At 66.1% G+C, this 15,499-nt stretch carries 22 protein-coding genes and 2 tRNA genes; 14 read left to right on the top strand and 10 right to left on the bottom strand.

The window, feature by feature from the left end:
• Nucleotides 1-4: 4 nt before the first annotated feature.
• The gene (gene rlmB / locus EBI04_RS08945) at nt 5-721 is read right to left on the bottom strand and encodes a 23S rRNA (guanosine(2251)-2'-O)-methyltransferase RlmB (RefSeq protein WP_135257166.1); all 717 of its coding nucleotides are present in this window, start codon (nt 719-721) and stop codon (nt 5-7) included.
• Between the two features lie 46 nt (nt 722-767).
• Here rlmB and EBI04_RS08940 point away from each other — a divergent pair, with 46 nt between their 5' ends.
• The 5 genes from EBI04_RS08940 to EBI04_RS08920 all read left to right on the top strand — a co-directional run bounded on the left by EBI04_RS08940 (nt 768) and on the right by EBI04_RS08920 (nt 3,368).
• Nucleotides 768-1,202 (top strand): universal stress protein, encoded by a 435-nt coding sequence (locus EBI04_RS08940; protein ID WP_135257165.1) that lies wholly within the window; start codon nt 768-770, stop codon nt 1,200-1,202.
• Between the two features lie 43 nt (nt 1,203-1,245).
• The gene (locus EBI04_RS08935; protein ID WP_135257164.1) at nt 1,246-1,761 is read left to right on the top strand and encodes an LOG family protein; all 516 of its coding nucleotides are present in this window, start codon (nt 1,246-1,248) and stop codon (nt 1,759-1,761) included.
• On the top strand, nt 1,758-2,141 hold the full coding sequence (locus EBI04_RS08930) for a VOC family protein (RefSeq protein ID WP_135257163.1): 384 nt from the start codon (nt 1,758-1,760) through the stop codon (nt 2,139-2,141). The genes EBI04_RS08935 and EBI04_RS08930 overlap by 4 nt, the downstream gene beginning before the upstream one ends.
• 13 nt (nt 2,142-2,154) lie before the next feature.
• A complete protein-coding gene (locus EBI04_RS08925) occupies nt 2,155-2,904 on the top strand; it encodes an HAD family hydrolase (RefSeq protein ID WP_135257162.1) in 750 nt (249 codons plus the stop codon).
• A gap of 74 nt (nt 2,905-2,978) precedes the next feature.
• Nucleotides 2,979-3,368 carry a hypothetical protein gene (locus EBI04_RS08920; RefSeq protein WP_135257161.1) on the top strand — a complete coding sequence of 130 codons (390 nt, stop codon included), beginning with the start codon at nt 2,979-2,981 and terminating at the stop codon, nt 3,366-3,368.
• Here the strand turns inward: EBI04_RS08920 and EBI04_RS08915 are convergent.
• The 3 genes from EBI04_RS08915 to amrS are packed head-to-tail and all read right to left on the bottom strand — an operon-like array spanning nt 3,365 to nt 5,782.
• Nucleotides 3,365-3,922: a Uma2 family endonuclease gene (locus EBI04_RS08915; protein WP_135257160.1), complete on the bottom strand. Its 558-nt coding sequence runs from the start codon at nt 3,920-3,922 to the stop codon at nt 3,365-3,367. The genes EBI04_RS08920 and EBI04_RS08915 overlap by 4 nt on opposite strands.
• Nucleotides 3,923-3,926: 4 nt before the next feature.
• Entirely contained in the window at nt 3,927-4,742 is an 816-nt protein-coding gene (amrB, locus tag EBI04_RS08910; RefSeq protein ID WP_135257159.1) for an AmmeMemoRadiSam system protein B, read from the bottom strand.
• A complete protein-coding gene (amrS, locus tag EBI04_RS08905) occupies nt 4,730-5,782 on the bottom strand; it encodes an AmmeMemoRadiSam system radical SAM enzyme (protein WP_135257158.1) in 1,053 nt (350 codons plus the stop codon). The genes amrB and amrS overlap by 13 nt, the downstream gene beginning before the upstream one ends.
• Before the next feature lie 59 nt (nt 5,783-5,841).
• Between amrS and EBI04_RS08900 the strand changes: the two genes are divergently transcribed.
• From EBI04_RS08900 to EBI04_RS08875, 7 genes are all read left to right on the top strand, one after another.
• Nucleotides 5,842-7,278, top strand: a complete 1,437-nt coding sequence (locus EBI04_RS08900; protein WP_135257157.1) for an SWIM zinc finger family protein — start codon at nt 5,842-5,844, stop codon at nt 7,276-7,278.
• A 4-nt stretch (nt 7,279-7,282) separates the two neighbouring features.
• Complete coding sequence (locus EBI04_RS08895) at nt 7,283-8,299, top strand: acyltransferase family protein (protein ID WP_135257156.1); 1,017 nt, start codon at nt 7,283-7,285, stop codon at nt 8,297-8,299.
• A 196-nt stretch (nt 8,300-8,495) separates the two neighbouring features.
• A complete protein-coding gene (locus tag EBI04_RS13545) occupies nt 8,496-8,870 on the top strand; it encodes a dienelactone hydrolase family protein (RefSeq protein ID WP_240695271.1) in 375 nt (124 codons plus the stop codon).
• 12 nt (nt 8,871-8,882) lie between these two features.
• On the top strand, nt 8,883-9,191 hold the full coding sequence (locus EBI04_RS13540) for an alpha/beta hydrolase (RefSeq protein ID WP_240695424.1): 309 nt from the start codon (nt 8,883-8,885) through the stop codon (nt 9,189-9,191).
• Between the two features lie 166 nt (nt 9,192-9,357).
• Nucleotides 9,358-9,448: transfer RNA gene (locus tag EBI04_RS08885), tRNA-Ser, on the top strand.
• 8 nt (nt 9,449-9,456) lie between these two features.
• Nucleotides 9,457-9,549, top strand: a tRNA-Ser gene (locus EBI04_RS08880).
• 36 nt (nt 9,550-9,585) lie between these two features.
• The gene (locus EBI04_RS08875; RefSeq protein WP_135257155.1) at nt 9,586-10,296 is read left to right on the top strand and encodes a DNA/RNA nuclease SfsA; all 711 of its coding nucleotides are present in this window, start codon (nt 9,586-9,588) and stop codon (nt 10,294-10,296) included.
• Here EBI04_RS08875 and EBI04_RS08870 read toward each other — a convergent pair.
• The gene (locus EBI04_RS08870; protein ID WP_135257154.1) at nt 10,249-10,995 is read right to left on the bottom strand and encodes a ZIP family metal transporter; all 747 of its coding nucleotides are present in this window, start codon (nt 10,993-10,995) and stop codon (nt 10,249-10,251) included. The genes EBI04_RS08875 and EBI04_RS08870 overlap by 48 nt on opposite strands.
• A gap of 10 nt (nt 10,996-11,005) precedes the next feature.
• A complete protein-coding gene (locus EBI04_RS08865; protein ID WP_135257153.1) occupies nt 11,006-11,704 on the bottom strand; it encodes an alpha/beta hydrolase in 699 nt (232 codons plus the stop codon).
• A gap of 94 nt (nt 11,705-11,798) precedes the next feature.
• Between EBI04_RS08865 and EBI04_RS08860 the strand changes: the two genes are divergently transcribed.
• Together EBI04_RS08860 and EBI04_RS08855 are read left to right on the top strand one after the other, a co-directional pair.
• Nucleotides 11,799-12,623: a DUF4388 domain-containing protein gene (locus EBI04_RS08860; protein ID WP_167481932.1), complete on the top strand. Its 825-nt coding sequence runs from the start codon at nt 11,799-11,801 to the stop codon at nt 12,621-12,623.
• Nucleotides 12,624-12,625: 2 nt separating this feature from the next.
• Nucleotides 12,626-13,981 (top strand): alanine/glycine:cation symporter family protein, encoded by a 1,356-nt coding sequence (locus EBI04_RS08855; protein WP_135257151.1) that lies wholly within the window; start codon nt 12,626-12,628, stop codon nt 13,979-13,981.
• 47 nt (nt 13,982-14,028) lie between these two features.
• Here the strand turns inward: EBI04_RS08855 and EBI04_RS08850 are convergent, their stop codons facing one another.
• From EBI04_RS08850 to EBI04_RS08835, 4 genes are read right to left on the bottom strand one after another with little or no spacing between them, the layout of a single operon-like run.
• On the bottom strand, nt 14,029-14,427 hold the full coding sequence (locus EBI04_RS08850; protein ID WP_135257150.1) for a hypothetical protein: 399 nt from the start codon (nt 14,425-14,427) through the stop codon (nt 14,029-14,031).
• 2 nt (nt 14,428-14,429) lie between these two features.
• Entirely contained in the window at nt 14,430-14,714 is a 285-nt protein-coding gene (locus EBI04_RS08845) for a hypothetical protein (protein ID WP_135257149.1), read from the bottom strand.
• 9 nt (nt 14,715-14,723) lie between these two features.
• Entirely contained in the window at nt 14,724-15,002 is a 279-nt protein-coding gene (locus EBI04_RS08840; RefSeq protein WP_135257148.1) for a hypothetical protein, read from the bottom strand.
• 1 nt (nt 15,003) lies between these two features.
• Nucleotides 15,004-15,480, bottom strand: a complete 477-nt coding sequence (locus tag EBI04_RS08835) for a YbaK/EbsC family protein (RefSeq protein ID WP_135257923.1) — start codon at nt 15,478-15,480, stop codon at nt 15,004-15,006.
• Nucleotides 15,481-15,499 lie beyond the last annotated feature (19 nt).

Genomic DNA, 15,499 nt, shown 5'->3' with positions numbered 1-15,499 from the left:
GACCCTATCCTACACCCCGGCCCAGGGCCACCGCATACAGGGCTATCCCCAAGGCCACGGAGGCGTTCAGGGACTCGGCCTCTTCCCGGATGGGGATGCGGAAGAGCTCGTCGCAGGCCTCCCGCACCAGCCGGCGCATACCTTCTCCTTCTGAGCCCACCACCAGGGCCAAGGGCCTTTGGAAGTCCAGCTCCTTGGGGGGTTTCCCCCCCCTTACATCCAAGCCGTACACCCAAAGCCCCTTTTGTTTGACCTCCTCGAGGGTCCGGGGAAGGTTTTTCACCTTCACCACGGGAAGCTTTAAGGCAGCCCCGGCGCTGGCCTTCAGGGCCAGGGGCGAAAGGGGAGCGCTTCGGCGTTCCTCGGACACCACCCCATGGGCTCCCAGGGCCAGGGCGCTCCTTATCATGGCCCCGTAGTTCCTGGGGTCGGTGATGCCGTCCAGGAAGACCAGCAAGGGAAGCTCCTTGCGGGCTTCCGCTAGAAAGAAGGCTTCCTCCAAGGGAGCGTAGCGGGGTTCCTCCACCTCCGCCGCCAGGCCCTGGTGGTGGGTGGTACGGAGGAGGGTGTCCAGCTCGATCCTGGGCACCAGGGTATACTCCGCCCCGAGGTTCTCCAGCTCCCTTAAAAGCCAGGCCTCCACCCCCCGGGCCACAAGGACGCGCCGCACCCGGCCCTCCTTCAGGGCCTCGAGGACCGGGTTCCTTCCGTAGATCCACATGGCCTGAGTTTACGACGGGGTATCATGAAGGCGAAGGAGGCGAGCCATGTACAAAACCATCCTGATGCCCACGGACGGTAGCCCCTGCAGCTTCCAAGCCATAGAGCACGGCCTATCCCTGGCCAAAGCCCTTTCCGCCAAGGTGCACTTCCTCTACGTGTTGGAGAACCCGGCCCAAGCCATCTGGATTGCCCCCGAGAGCGTGCCCTATGGCCTTGAACTCCTGGAGGACCTGAAGAAGGCGGGAGAGGAGGCCATCGCCAAGGCCCTTTCTCTGGCCCAGGAGAAGGGGGTGGAGGCCACGGGGGAGGTGAAGGAGGGGGTGCCGATACCCACCATCGTGGAGGCGGCCAAGGGATTCGACCTCTTGGTCATGGGTACCCACGGGCGCACCGGGCTGGACAAGCTCCTTTTGGGCTCGGTGACCGAAGGGGTGTTGCACCGGGTGGGGATACCCGTTTTGGTGGTGCGGTGCCGGTAAACCCCATCTTCCTGCCCGGTTGGGGGAGGCCCTGGCTGTAGCGATGCGGCTGATTAGCGCCTTCGTTTCCTCGAGGGTGGCCCCCGGCGATCCCCGGTACTCCCGCCTGGTCCGCTACGGGGAGGTGATGGCTGAGGAGGGCTTCGGCCTGGCCTGTGGGGGCTACCAGGGAGGGATGGAGGCCTTAGCCCGGGGGGTGAAGGCCAAAGGGGGGATGGTGGTGGGGGTTACCGCCCCGGTCCTTTTCCCCGAACGCAAAGGCCCAAGCCCCTATGTGGACCTGGAGCTTCCCGCCTCTTCCTTGCCCGAGCGCATCGGGAGGCTTTTGGACCTGGGGACGGGGTACCTGGCCCTGCCGGGCGGGGTGGGCACCTTGGCCGAGCTCACCCTGGCCTGGAACTTCCTCTACCTCAGGCGGGGACTGGGCCGGCCCCTGGCGGTGGACCCTTACTGGCTTTCCCTCCTCAAGAGCCACGGGGAGATCGCTCCGGAGGACCTGGCCCTTTTGCAGGTGGTGGCGGACGAAGAAGACTTGCGGGCGTTTTTGCGGAGCCTATGAGCGAAACCCTTGTGGTGTACGTGCCGGATCTAGGCCAGGGCGTGAGCTTCTACCAGGCTTTGGGGCTGGCCCTGGAGGAACTGATCCCGGAACGGGAGGCCCTTCTGGCTCCCCTCGAGGGGCCCCTGCTCCTCCTGCGCTCTGGAAGCGGAGGGGTGGAGCAGGGGCCCAACCGCCCCCGGCCCGAGGGACACGGGTTTGCCCGGGTGGGGGTGGAGGAGGGCCGCCTGGTATTCCTGGTGGAAAACCTGGAACACGAAAAGCTTCGGCTTTCCAAGTACGGCCTTCCCTTCCGCGAGGCAGGGGAACACCTCCTCCTCTTTGACCCGGGGGAGAACCCGGTCTTGGTGCGGGAGCTTCCCCCAGAAGGGCATTCCTGACCCGAGGAGATACATGAAGCTTTGGCTTTTGGACCTGGACGATACCCTTCTAATGGACCACCAGGTGAGCGAGGAGGTCCTGAACCATCTGGGGCAGGAGGTGGGGGTGGAAGGCCTGCCCCAGGAGGTGAGAAAAAAGGCCGAGGGGTTCTTTCAGGAGGCTCCCTTTTACCCCTGGGCTGAGCGCATTGGCCACTCGGCCCTCGAGGCCCTTTGGGCCCGCTACTCTACCCCTGGGCTGGAAAGCTTGGCGGAGTGGGCCTGGCCCTTCCGGGAGCGGGTGTTTCGGGAGGCTCTCCAGGAGATCGGGGGGCCAGCGGAGCGGGCCCGGGAGCTGGCGGAGGCCTTCTTCGCGGAAAGGCGCCGGTACCCCCTCTTCCCCGAGGTGCCGGGGTTCCTGGAGGCCCTCAGGGCCAAGGGGTCTATTTTGGTTCTCCTCACCAATGGCGTGCCTGACTTGCAGCGGGAAAAGCTCTTCGGAGCCGGGCTTGGGGAGGCTTTTTCCCTCGTGCTCATCTCCGGGGAGGTGGGCCTGGGCAAGCCGGACCCCAGGCTCTTCCGCATGGCCCTCTGCGCCTTCGGCGTGGGGCCGGAGGAGGCGGTGATGGTGGGGGATAACCCCGAACGGGACGTCCAAGGGGCCCTTTTGGCGGGCCTTAGGGCGGTCTGGGTGGACCGGGGCCATCGCTCCAAGGACCCGCGGTATCCCGCCCACCTGGAAGTCCAGGACCTCCGGGAGGCCTTGGCTCTCCTGGAGGTTTGATACCGCCCCACCCTGGCGGAGCCCTTTGTGATCTCCTTCCGGGGATCCCAGGTTGGGAAGGATAGCCTTGGACCATGTACGAGGCGGTTCTTTTCCTACACAACCTGGTGCGTTGGGCGGTCTTGGCCTTTGGCTTCCTGGCCCTTTGGCGTCCTGGGGCTAAAGAGGGAACTTTTTTCGCCCATACCCTCACCCTGCAAGTGGTGTTGGGGATTCTGCTGGCCTTCGTAAGCCCTCTCTTTCAAGGAGCCTTGGCCAGCCTCGAGGCCACCATGCAAACCCCAGGCGAGGCCCGCTTCTTCGTGGCGGAGCACTGGGTGGGGGGTCTCATTGCCCTGGGTCTGGCCCACGCGGGGCTCGGCCAGGTGAGGAAGGGAAAGCCTAGGGCCCGGCTCTTTTTCGCCTTGGCCCTGGGGCTTCTTCTCCTTTCCATCCCCTGGTTCCGGCCCCTTCTTAGGTTTTAGCCGAGGAGCTCGGCCACCGGGAGAGAAAAGGAGGGGAAGGCCGCGGGAGCCAGGTGGTTCCCTGGGGCCAGGGTTTGGACTTCCCGGTAACCCTCGGGGGAGGGGGAGCGAAAGACGTGAAGCCGCTTGCCCTCCAGGTCCAGCACCCAGAGCTCAAGGACCCCATGGCGCGCGTATAGGGGTGCCTTAACCGCAAGGTCGTAGGCCAAGGAGGCCTCCGCCACCTCCACCAAGAGGAGGATATCCTGGGGGCCGGGGTGTTCCTCCTGGTAAAGGTCAGGCCGAGGGCGCAAAAGGGCCAGATCCGGCTGGGGCTCGCTGAAAGGGCTAAGGCGCACGGGGTCCTGTACAGCGATAAGGCTGGCCCCTTCCACCTCCAAGGGGGTGAACAGGCGGCGAAGGCGCCGCACGGCGGCGGCATGGCGGCTACCGATGGGGCTCATCTCCCAAACCTCTCCCTCCAGAAGCTCCACCCGGTTGTCCTCTCCCAGGAGGCCCGCCTGGGCCATCCTGTGGAACTCCTCCGCGGTAAACCGCTTGCGCACCGGGGTCATGGTCTCATCTTAAAGCGGGTGGGTCCTCCTCTAGGAGATAGGCTACTGCGGCGTACCCCACCACCCGGCTTGCATCATGGGAGGCCTGGGCGCTGGTGGCGTAGGCGAGGAGCCTAGGCCGCCACCCCAGCCCTCGGGCCAGGGCGGTGAGGGTGGCCCAGGGAAGGCGGCCGCAGGCTTCCCCTTGGGCTACTCCCTCCACATCCAGGGCCAGGGCCTTTTCCAGGGTCTTTTGGTCCCGGGCCCTGGCCACGGGGTCGGGGCGGTAGTGGGAGAGGTCGCTGGAGGCCACCACCAGGTCCCCTTCCCCGAGCTCGGGCAACAGGGCCTCGGCCACCTCTTTAGGATCCGCCTCCCCGAAGAGGAGGGGCAGGATGGGCGTGTCCGGCAAGGCTACCTGGAGAAAGGGGAGGAGGACCTCGAGGCTATGTTCCTCCCGGAAGGGCTCCTCATGGATCAGGAAGGGAGGATCCTTCTCCAGAAGCCTTCTTCCCCCTTCCCGGTCCACGGCCACTTCCCCCAAAGGGGTGGCCCAGGCCCGGTAGGGGTAGAAGGCCACGCCCCAGAAGGGCACGAAGTGGCTGGGGCCGAGGAGAAAGACCCTCCCCGCCCTCCCCCTCCAGGCGGAAAGCACCCGGAACCCCTCCGCCATCACCTTCCCGGAGTAGAAGTAGCCCGCGTGGGGGGAGAGGAGGCCCCGTACCCTGGGGTCGGGGGGGGCCTGGGCCCTCTGCAAAAGGCCCTCCACCTCCCGCCGGAGCCTTGCGGGCTCCGAGGGGTAGAAGTAGCCGGCCACTGCCGGGGGCCTCACCCGGTCCATACCCCAGGGATCCTCCTCCCGCACCCCGGGCAGACCCCGGGGACCTCCCAAAAGGGCTCCACCCGGAAGCCCCGGCGCCGGATGAGGAGCCTCCCGCAATCCGGGCAATGGGTGGAACTCCTTTCCTCGTCCAGGACGTTCCCCACGTACGCAAACTTAAGCCCCTCCTCCTTGGCGATCTCGTAGGCCCGCACCAGGGTGCTGTGCCGGGTGGGTTTAAGGTCCAGCATGCGGTAGTCGGGGTGGGCGGCGGTGAGGTGCCAGGGGATTTCCGGGGAAAGCCCCTTGAGGAAGCGGGCCATGGCCCGCACCTCCTCTGGGGAGTCGTTGTAGCCCTCCAGGAGGAGGGTGGTCACCTCCACCCAGACCCCTTGGGCCACCAGGTGCTCGAGGCTTTCCAGGACCGGCTTGAGCCGGGCCCCGCAGATCTTCCGGTAGAACTCCTCGGTGAAGCCCTTCAGATCCACGTTGGCGGCATCCAGAAAGGGCCGGATATACTCCCAGGCCTCCTTCGTTTCAAAGCCGCTGGTGACAAAGACGTTTTTCATGCCCCGTTCCTTGGCCAGCTTGGCCGTGTCGTGGGCGTATTCAATCCAGACGGCGGGCTCGTTGTAGGTGTAAGCGATGAGCCTCACCCCCAGGGCCTCGGCCTTCTCCACGATGGCCTCGGGGGGCCAGTCCTCCCCGATGGGCCGGTCCAGGTGGCCTTCCGGCGTGACCTTGAACTCCCGGAACTGGGAGATCTCCCAGTTCTGGCAGAAGGCGCAGAAGAGGTTGCACCCCACGGTGCCCAGGGAAAGGATGCCTTCCCCGGGGTGGAAGTGGTAGAGGGGCTTCTTCTCCACGGGGTCCAGGTGGACCGCGGCGGCCTTGCCGTAGGTGACCAAGTAAAGCTTACCGCCGAAGTTTCGTCGGACACCGCACTTTCCCGCCCCTCCTTCCGCGATGGCGCAGTAGTGGGCGCAGGCCCGGCACTGCACGTAGCCCTTGGGCAGGGGTCGGACCAGGTCGGCTTCCCGAAGGGTAACGGTAAGGGTCATTTCATAGGGCCTAACCATAGGATAGCACCGGCCAAGCGGTGCTTGCGTAGACTTGAAGCATGTCCGCCTTCCCTCCCGAACGGGAGGAGGACTTCGCCCCCCATGTGCCGGAGGAGGTCCTCCGCCGGGGCCTGGCCTACTTCAAGGAGGGCCGGGTGCTCAGGGTCTTTCGGGTGGGGGAGAGGGTTTTGGGCGTGGTGCAGGGCTCGGCGGAGGTGCCCTACCGGGTGGAGGTGGGCCCTGGGCTTGTGGGGCACTGCACCTGCCCCTACCCCGATTTTCCCTGCAAGCATGCGGTGGCGCTTCTTTACGCCCACGTGGAGGGAAAGGCGCCGGACCTGGCCCCCCTGATTGAGGCCCTGGCCCCTGAGGGGGCCAAAGGCCTCCTGAAAAAGCTCGCCCTCCTTCCCGAGGTGGGCCTTTACCTGGCGGAAGCCCTGGCCCCGGAGCGGGCCTTTGGGGAGGGGGTGAAGGACCTGCGCCAGGCCTTCCGCCTGGGGGAAGGGGAGGAAGAGGCCAGGAGGCTCCTCCTGCGCCTGGACCGGGCGGGGCGGAAAGAGGTGGAGGCCCTTTTGGGGGTTCTCCCCGAGGCCCCCTTTGACCCCGAGCCTTACCTGCGGGCCGCCTTGGAGCGCTACCTGGAGCTTTCCCCTAGGCTCCCTTTCCTTTTATCCCTTTATTTGCGCCACCCCTCGGAGGGGGTGCGGGAGGCTTTTTTGCGGGCGGCTTTGGGAGAGCCCGAGGGGGCCTTGGGACTTCTTGGCGGCGCGGACCCTTCGGGGCTCAAGCGGGGGCTTCGGGCGGAACTCCTCTTCCGCCTGGGGCGGGTGGAGGAGGGGCTTGCCGCCTTGCGGGAGGGCCTCGAGGGGGTGGAGGACTACCTCCACCTGGTGGGGCGCCTCGTGGCCTTGGGGCGGGTGGAGGAGGCCCTCCGGTACGCAGAGGAGGCCCGGGAGTGGTTTGGCAAAGATCCCAGGCTCCTTCCTCTCCTGGACCTCCTGGTGGCCCACCGGGGAAGCCCGGAGGACCACCGGACCCGCTTTGCCTTAAGGCCCAACCTGGAGGACTACCTGGCTCTAAAGGCCAAGCTGGGCCGAGAGTTTTACCAAGAGCGAAAGGCTCTTCTCAGGCAGGTGCGGGACCCTGCCCTTCTTGCCCGCCTCCACCTCCTGGAGGAGGACTGGAAGGCCTTGGACCGCCTGTTGAGGGATGCTCCGCCCGAGGCCTATCCCGCCTTGGCGGAGGTCCTGGAGGAGAAACTTCCCGAGGAAGCCAAGAGGCTTTACCGGGAGGCGGCCAAGTGGGCGGCGGAGAAGGGCACCCGCAGGGCCTACCGGGAGGCGGCGGCTTTGCTTTCGCGGCTCGCTCGCCTGGACCCTAAGGGAGCGCGGGAGGCCGCCAGGGAGCTGGTGCGGGCCTTCCCCCGCAGGAAGGCCCTTTGGGAGGAGCTTGGACTCCTCCTCTCGGAGAACCCTCATGAGTCTACCCCAAAATAGCCCTTTGGAGCGCTTTCCCTGGGTGGAGGTCTTCCGGGGCCTGGCCATCCTCGAGGTGGTCCTCCATCACGTGACGGGCCGCTTCCTGCGGGAACTCTCCCCGGAAAGCCCCGCCTGGTTCCTCCTGGCGGCGACCAACCGCACCTTCCACTTTGCGGTCCCCGCCTTTCTTCTCCTCACCACTTTGGTCCTGGGGGCGGGGCTTTTACGGGAGTTCCGCCTGGGCCGCTACCTGCAGAACCGGGCCCTGCGCCTTTTATGGCCTTACCTCCTCTGGAGCGGCTTCTACCTGGCCTTCCGCTACTGGGATTACGGGGTTTTCCAAACCGAGCGTCTTTTCCACCAACTTCTTTGGGGCAAGGCCTACTTCCACCTTTACTTCTTGGCGGTGGCCCTGCAGCTTACCCTCCTCCTTCCCCTCTTTCTTCCCCTTCTGCGGAGGCGGCCTCACGGGGCCTGGTTCCTCCTCCTGGGGGTGGGGCTTACCCTTGGACTCTACTTCCTGAACCGCCACTACCGCTTCCTGCCCTATCCGGGGAGCTTCGTCCTCTGGTACACCCCGGCCATCGTGTTGGGCCTCTACCTGGCGAGCCGCTTAGAACGCCTCCCCCGCCTCCTTCGCCTTTGGCCCCTGGCCCTTTTCCTCGCCGTCCTCGGGCTTTGGGGCTACCTGCCCCTGGCCTTGGACGTCCTGCGGCGCCTTCCGGTCAACACCTTCCACTACCAGGCCTTTCATTGGCTCTACACCACGGCCATGGCCTTCCTCCTCCTGGCCCTGGCCTTTGCCTTGGTCCGCACCCCCCTACGGGTTCCTTTGGCCTTCTTGGGCCGGTATTCCTTGCAAATCTACCTGCTCCATCCCCTGGTGCTCCGCCTTCTGGAGCGGTACCCGGGCTTCCCAGAGCCCCTAGGCCTCAAGCCCGCCTTCGCCGTCTACCTGGGCTTAGCCCTCCTCCTGCCCCTCCTCTTGGCCCGGCTTTTGGCCCGGGCCCGGGTCTCGGTGGCGGTGTTCGGTCGCTGATGGCAAGGTTCGGTCTTTTCCTCGCCCTTCTTTTCCTCCTGGGGATGGGGGGATCCCGCCCCTGGGAGCGGGTTCCCGGGGGCATCCTCTACCAGCGGGAGGGGACCAGCCTCTTTGCGGAGCTATGCCCGCCTCGAGGGCTGACAGGCCGGGCCCTGGTCCTGGTGCCGGGGGGCTTCGGCCCCCCACGGAGGCCATGCGCAGGCGGTGCCGTGCTTGGGCGGAAAGGGGCCTCCTGGCGGTGGTGCCCCACCTGCGCGGCCGGGGGAGGAGCGGGGGGCGCGTCACGGGGTGCCTGGAGGAGGCGGAGGACCTGGCCCACCTGGTGCGGCTTTTGTCCCAGCTTGGGGTAAGGCAACACGCCTACGCCGGCTACTCCCTAGGGGCCTGCGTGGCCCTGAAGGCCGCCGCCCTGGAGGGGAGGGCCCGGGGGGTGGCCTTTGTCATCGGACCCGTGGACTTCGCCGAGCAGGTGGAGATCCTTAGGCGCGCCCGGCCCGAGGCCCTTCTCCGGTGGCGGGAGGTCTTCGGGGGACTCCCGGAGGAGTGCCCGGAGTGCTACCAAAGGTAAAGCCCACTGCCCTTGGCCGCCCGGCTCCAGGCCCCCCTTCTGACGGTGCAGGCGGGCAACGACCCCTTGATCCCCCCCACCCAGGCCTGCCGCCTGCGGGACGTGCGGGAGAAGGCGGGGTGGAGGGTGCACCAGGTGGCCCTCACCCGGGAGGGGGAGCCCTGGCCCCTGCCCCTTGCCAAGGGGCGGGCCTGCGTAAGGCCCACGGGGTTTGGCCGGCCCACCGAGGACCACCTGGTCCTCTTCCCTGACCTACACCACGCGGTGGTCCCAGCCATGGAGGCCTTGGTGGAGCGCTTCGTCTGGGCCTGGCTCCGTTAGCCCACGGGGAAAAAGACCTTGCCAGCTGGATCCCCTGGGCTTGCGCCGAGAGCCCCTTGGCCGCGGTCCCCATAAGGTACCGGCTGCCTTCCCTAAGGCGCTTAGGGCCCGGCCCGGTTGACAACCCAAAGGGCTTGCCGCATAGTGAGGGTTGCGGCCAGACCTTGGAGGGTTGGCCGAGCGGTTGAAGGCGGCGGTCTTGAAAACCGCTGTGGGCCTTGGGCCCACCGGGGGTTCGAATCCCTCACCCTCCGCCAGAGGACTTGGAGAGGTGGCCGAGTGGTCGAAGGCGGCACCCTGCTAAGGTGTTGTACCGGGAAAACCGGTACCGCGGGTTCGAATCCCGCCCTCTCCGCCAGAAGGCCCGGTCTAAGACCGGGCTAAAGTTTTGGTCATGCTGGCCTTGCCCTTGCCTCTCCTGAAACCCTGCCGTTTCCTGAGGAGGAAAAACCGTTTCCTGGTGGAGGCGGACGTGGGGCCCTTGCACCTCCCCAACTCCGGGCGGATGGGGGAGCTTCTCCTTCCCGGGACCCCGTGCTTCTACCTCCCCAGGGCTACCCCCAAGACGGTGGGGCGGCTTCTTCTTTTGGAGAGCTGGGGCGTGTTGGTAGGGGTGGATGCCTCCTTGGCCAACCGTCTCCTGGAGTTGCTTTTGAAGGAAGGGGTTTTCGGCCCCCTCGAGGATTTGCGAAAAGAGGTGCGCCTGGAAGGGGAGAGGCTGGACTTCTCCGCCCGGATTGGGGGAAAGGAAGCCCTTTTGGAAGCCAAGAACTGCAACCGGGTGGAGGGAGGCCTGGCCCTTTTCCCCGATGCCCCTACCCCTCGAGGGGCCCGGCACCTGAGGCTTCTTTCGGGGTTTGCCCGAGCCGGGGGCGTGGCCTATGCGGTGTGGATGGTCCAGCACCCCCTGGCCCGGGCCTTCGCCCTGGACCCTGAGGACCGAGTTCTTTACCGGGCAGCCCGGGAAGCGGAGGGGGCTGGGGTGCAGCTTCTGGCCTACCGGGTGCGGCCGGCCCTCGAGGCCCTCTACCTGGAGGAACGGCTTCCCTGGGTCTGGTTACCCTCCCAGGAGGATCTGGAAGGCCACCATCAGGGCCGCGGCTAGGGTAAGCACCGTGGCCACCCCCTCGGGCCTGGCTTCCTTCAGGGCCTCGGGGAGGATCTCCGCCGCCACCATCCAGATCATGGCCCCGGCGGCGAAGCCCAGGCCCACCGGCAGGGCGGGCTTGAAGACCTCCACGAAAAGAAAGGCGGGTACGGCCATGAGGGGTTGGGGCAGGCTGGAGAAAACGCTCCATAGGGCAGCGCCCAGGACGCTCACCCCCCTGGGGATCAGGACCAGGCTGATGGCCAAGCCCTCTGGGATGTTGTGCACGGCGATGGCCAGGGTGATGAAAACCCCTAAGGCCTCCCCGCCCCCAAAGGCCACCCCTACCCCCACGCCCTCGGCGAAGGAGTGGAGGGTCATGATCCCCACGATCATGAGGGCCTTGCGGGCATCCAGGCCGTTTAGGCTCCCGAAGCTCACTTCCCGGCCATGGAGGAAGCGGTGGGAAAACCAGATGAAAACGAGGCCCAGGATCACCCCCAGGAGGGTGCGTCCCAGGTGGTACTGCACCCCCTCGTAGATGAGGCCGAAGCTGGCTGAAAGCATCAGTCCCGCGGCGGCGGCGTTGGCCAGGCCCAGGTGGTGGGCCAGGATACGCCGGGTAAAGAGGAAGGGCAGGGCTCCCAGGCCCGTGGCGATGGCGGTGAAAAGGGCGTATAGGAAGACGATCCAGGGGGAGATGGTGGCAGACTCCATGGCCTTTAGCTTAATACAAGTGAGTACTATTAGCAATAAGCCAACTCCGCACTGCCAGGGCCACCGCCTCCCGGTTCCGGTCCAGAAGAAGGTCGTGGCCGCTTTCGGGAAAGATCGGGTACTCCTTCCTTGAGCTTCCCAAAAGGGCATGGTAGCCCCGTATCCCGGCAGGGTCCACCACCTTGTCCCGGCCCGCCTCGATCACCAGGGCGTTGGCCTTTACCTTGGGCAGGACCTCCGGGGTGCGGCGCATTAGGGCCAGAAGCTGAAGCAGGGCCCGGGTGGGGAAGTAGGGGTAGTTGGGGTTTTGCTTCTTGAGCTCGCGGTCCTGGATGGAATCGGGGCCGGGAAAGCGAGGGATCAGCCAGGCCAGGAGGGGCGCCAAGGGGGCAAGGGGGTGTTTGAGGGCCATGGCCGGGGCCAGGGCCACCAGGGCCTGGGTGGGGGTTTCCGCCGCCAGATGGGCGGAAAGCAAGGCCCCCATGGAAAGCCCCACCACCCCTCGAGGCTCGGGCAGTTCCGGGTAAAAAGCCCGGGCTGTTTCCAGCCAATCCTGCCACCGCACCTTGAGGAGGTCCTCCGGCCGGGTGCCGTGGCCGGGAAGGGCTGGCTGGTTCACCTGAAACCCAGCCTCCCGCAACACCTGGGGCAAGGGGCCCAGGGTGAGGACGGGGTGCGAGGTGAACCCGTGGAGCAAGAGGAGGTTCATGCCGCTAGCTTACGCTAATGGGTTTGCCCTTCGGGCAAAGCAACAGGGTACCCCGCCTGGACGCTTGGGAGGTGGCATGGTAAAACGGGGAGGAATGCTGGGTCAACCGCCGGGCCATTCTGGGCAACCTTCAGGCTACCTTGAAGGCAACCTTGCGGAGTTTCCCTTCTCGGCTTTGGTGGGGGCTTTAATGAGCACTGGGCGCACGGGTCGGCTTCTCGTCCGCACCCCTTACCTGGAGGGGGAGGTCTTCCTGCAAAACGGCCAGGTGGTTCACGCCTGGGTGCGCTCGGGGGAGAAGGCCTTGGAGGGGGAGGATGCCCTGGACCTGCTGACGGGGATCAAACGGGCTCCCTACCGCTTTGAGCCCGAGGTTTCGCCACCCCACACCACGCTTCTGGGGGGGCTTGCGGTGTCCGCTCGCCTGGCAGAGGCCGAGGCTCAGTGGCAGGGGCTTGCCCTTCCCGCCGACTGGGGGTATGTCCTGCGCCTGCCCACAAAGGGAGGTACCGTGGAACTTGGCCCCGAGGCCTTGCGGGTTCTTGCCCAGGTAGAGGGAAAACGCATCGTGGAGGTGCTCCTGGCCCCTGGGATCCTGCGCCTGGCCCGCATCCTGCACACCCTTTTGCAAATGGGGGCCCTCGAGGCGGTCCCCCTGGTGGAGATATCGCCCGCTTCCCTTTTGGTCCTTCCCATCTACGGCCCGGGGTCCGGGGTGGCCTATGTGGACGAGGCCCTCTACGCCGAGTGGGCCCGGGCCATCCGCCACGGGTTCCGCCTGCGCCTAAAGCCTCCCGAGGTGGTGATGGAGGTGCGGCCCAGGCCCAACATCCCAGGCCGGCTGGGCCTATTGGAGGAGGATCTCAGGCGCCTCCGTTTCAGGCGGGGGGATAAGGTGGAGGTGGTGCCGGAGGTATAGCCATGGATATCCTGGCCTTAAACGAGTATCTCAACCGGGTCGTATACGGCTTTCCTATGAAGCTGGTTTTCCTCCTGGTGGGGGCTTATCTGGTCATCTTCCAGATCCGCTGGTTCAGCACCCCCTTGCGGATGATGCGGGTTTCCTTCAGCGAAACCCTGGGAGCCATCCGCGAGCGCGCCTACGGCTTCGGCGGGCAGATCACGCCTTTCCAGGCCACCATGGTGGCCCTCTCCGCCACGGTGGGGACCGGTCACCTTTTGGGCATGCTGGCGGCGGTACTCATCGGGGGCCCGGGGGCGGTCTTCTGGATGTGGCTGGGCTACTTCTTCGGCACCGGCACCAAGTTCGCCGAGGCCACCTTGGCGGTTCATTTCCGCCGCCGCTATGCTGATGGCTCGGTTTCCGGGGGGCCCATGTACTACCTGTACCGGGGCCTGCCCAGGCTCCGCTTTCTGGCCCATTTCTTCGCCTTCTTCGCCGCGGTGGCCGCCTTCGGCATCGGCAATCTCTCCCAGGCGGGGGCGGTGGGCGGGGCCCTGGCCCCCTTGGGAGCCCCCCCGGCCCTGGTGGGCCTCTTCCTGGCCCTCCTGGTGGGCGTGGTGCTGGGCGGGGGTATTGTGCGGGTGGCCCGCTTTGCCCAGGTGGTGGTGCCCTTGAAGCTCCTTCTTTTCCTGGTGGCGGTGGTTCCCCTTTTGGTGGTTTACGGGGGCCAGATTCCAGAGGCCCTAGCCCTGGTCTTCCAGGCGGCCTTCAGCCCGGAGGCCGCCTTGGGGGGGGCGGCGGGGTATAGCCTCTTCGCCGCCATCAACGCCGGGCTTGGCCGGGGCATCTTCGCCAACGAGGCGGGCTTGGGCTCCGCGCCTATCGCCCACGCCCAGGCCCAGGTGGACCATCCCGTGCGCCAGGGCTTCTGGGGGGTCACGGAGATGTTCGTGAGCTTCCTGGTTACGAGCCTCACCGCCCTTACCTTCATCGCCTCGGGGCTTTGGCAAGGAGGGGGAAGCGCCGCCGAGGCCGCGCAGGCCCTCTTCCAAGCCCATCCCCTGGGCGGGCTTATCCTGGCCGTCACCGTGGCGGTCTTCGCCCTGGGGACCATGGTCTCCTGGGGCTTTTACGGGGAGGAGGCTGCGGCCTTCCTCTTCGGGGAGGGGATCCGCTGGCCCTACCGCCTCACCTTCGCCGTCTTGGCCTTTGTGGGGCCCTTGGGGGGCCTCGAGGCCTTCTTGGCCATCTCCGACACCCTAAACGGCCTCATGGCCATCCCCAACCTTCTGGGCCTCATCCTCCTGGGGCCGGTGGTGGCCCGGCTGGTCTACGGCTTCTTCCGGGGCGAGCCCTGGATACCGCCCCGCTGACAGGGGCTTTAAGGGGGGTTTCCCGGGAGGGGGTTTCCCTTTCCCATTCAATGGAATAGCGCCCGTATGGCCTTTTCCAGCTCTTCCCCCGCTTTGCGGTCCAGGGTGAGCTTGACCTTGAGGGCTACCCTTAAGGCTTCCTCCTCGAGGGCCTCCCGGCTTTGGCACCCCTCCAGGCGGGCCACAAAGGGATTGGCCTTGGGGCCGAGCCGGGTTTTGAGGAGGCCCACCAGTTTCTGGCAAAGCTCCTTGGCCCCCTCCACGGGCAGGATCAAGCCCCGCTTGAGAAGAGCGGCCAGGATGACGTAGGCCTCCTCCCCGAGGCCGCTTTCCCGCATTACCTCCTCCTCGGTGCGCCGGCCGTCGCAGAGGGTGTAAACGCGCCACTCCTCGGGGGAGGGCTTCCAGTCGGTTTCCGGGGGGTTGGGGTTACGGCGGAAGACCATGGCTACAAGGAAGCCACGATGGCGTCCACCAGGCGCAGGACCATGTAGACGAAGACCGCCCCCAAGAGGAGGATAAGGGAGAGGAGGAAGAGGAGAAGGCTGCTGGGCTCGCTCCAGGTGAGGATCAGGACCACCAGGTAGGCAAGGGCGAAGAAGACGATGAGCCCAAGCATCTGCCCGCTTCTTTCCCCCATGACCCCGCCGGGGATGGCCCGCTTGAGCCGCAAGCCGTAGAAGACGTTGTATCCCATGAGCAGAAGGCCCAGGAGGAGCAGGACTTTTTCCATGGCCTTATTCTAGCCGTTCCATTCCCGGATAGGTATAAGCTCTCCTCCCTCAATACTTTTGCGCAGAGGGCGATAACGAGTGTCAAACCAGATCTCCAGGACCGCCCGGTCCAGGCTCTTGGGGGCCACGATTTCCTTGCGCACGTAATAGCCTCCTTCCACCGGGCTGATTTCCATGCTCTTGGAGAGCCTTAGCTCCACCACCTCGCCGCTTTTCGTGCGCACCCGCACCCGGAAGGCCAAAGGCCCTTCGGGCTTCACATGGGGGTCTTTGCGGAGGAACCACACCCTAGGCCTCCTTTAGATCCGCCACCCGTGCCCCTGTGAGGGCTAGAAGCTCCTCTGGGGTCAGGGAGAAGAGGGCTTTGGGGGTACCCCCTGCAGCCCAGATCAGGGGGTAGGCGAGGAGGTCCTGATCCAAAAAGGCCGGTAGGGGGGTCTGGTGCCCCACGGGGGGCACCCCGCCGATGGCGTAGCCGGTCAGGGTGCGCACCTCCTCTGGGGTAGCCCGCCTGAGGTTTTCCCCCGTGGCCCTTTGGGCCTTGGATAGGTCCAGGCGGTTTCTGCCGCTAATCAGGAAGAGGTATGCCCCCCCTTCTCCCACGAAGACGAGGCTTTTCACGATCTGGCCCACCTCGGCCCCTACGGCCTCTGCCGCCTCCTGGGCGGTGCGGGTGGAGATGGGAAGCTCCACCACCCTTAGATGGCCGAAGCCCTTTTCCTCCAAGAACCTTTGCACCTTCTTTGCGGAAGGGGAGAGGTTCATTTGGGGGTAGGGGGCCCCG

This window comes from Thermus caldilimi, assembly GCF_004684245.1.
Classification (GTDB): Bacteria; Deinococcota; Deinococci; order Deinococcales; family Thermaceae; genus Thermus; species Thermus caldilimi.
This window is presented reverse-complemented; position numbering and strand designations above follow the sequence as displayed.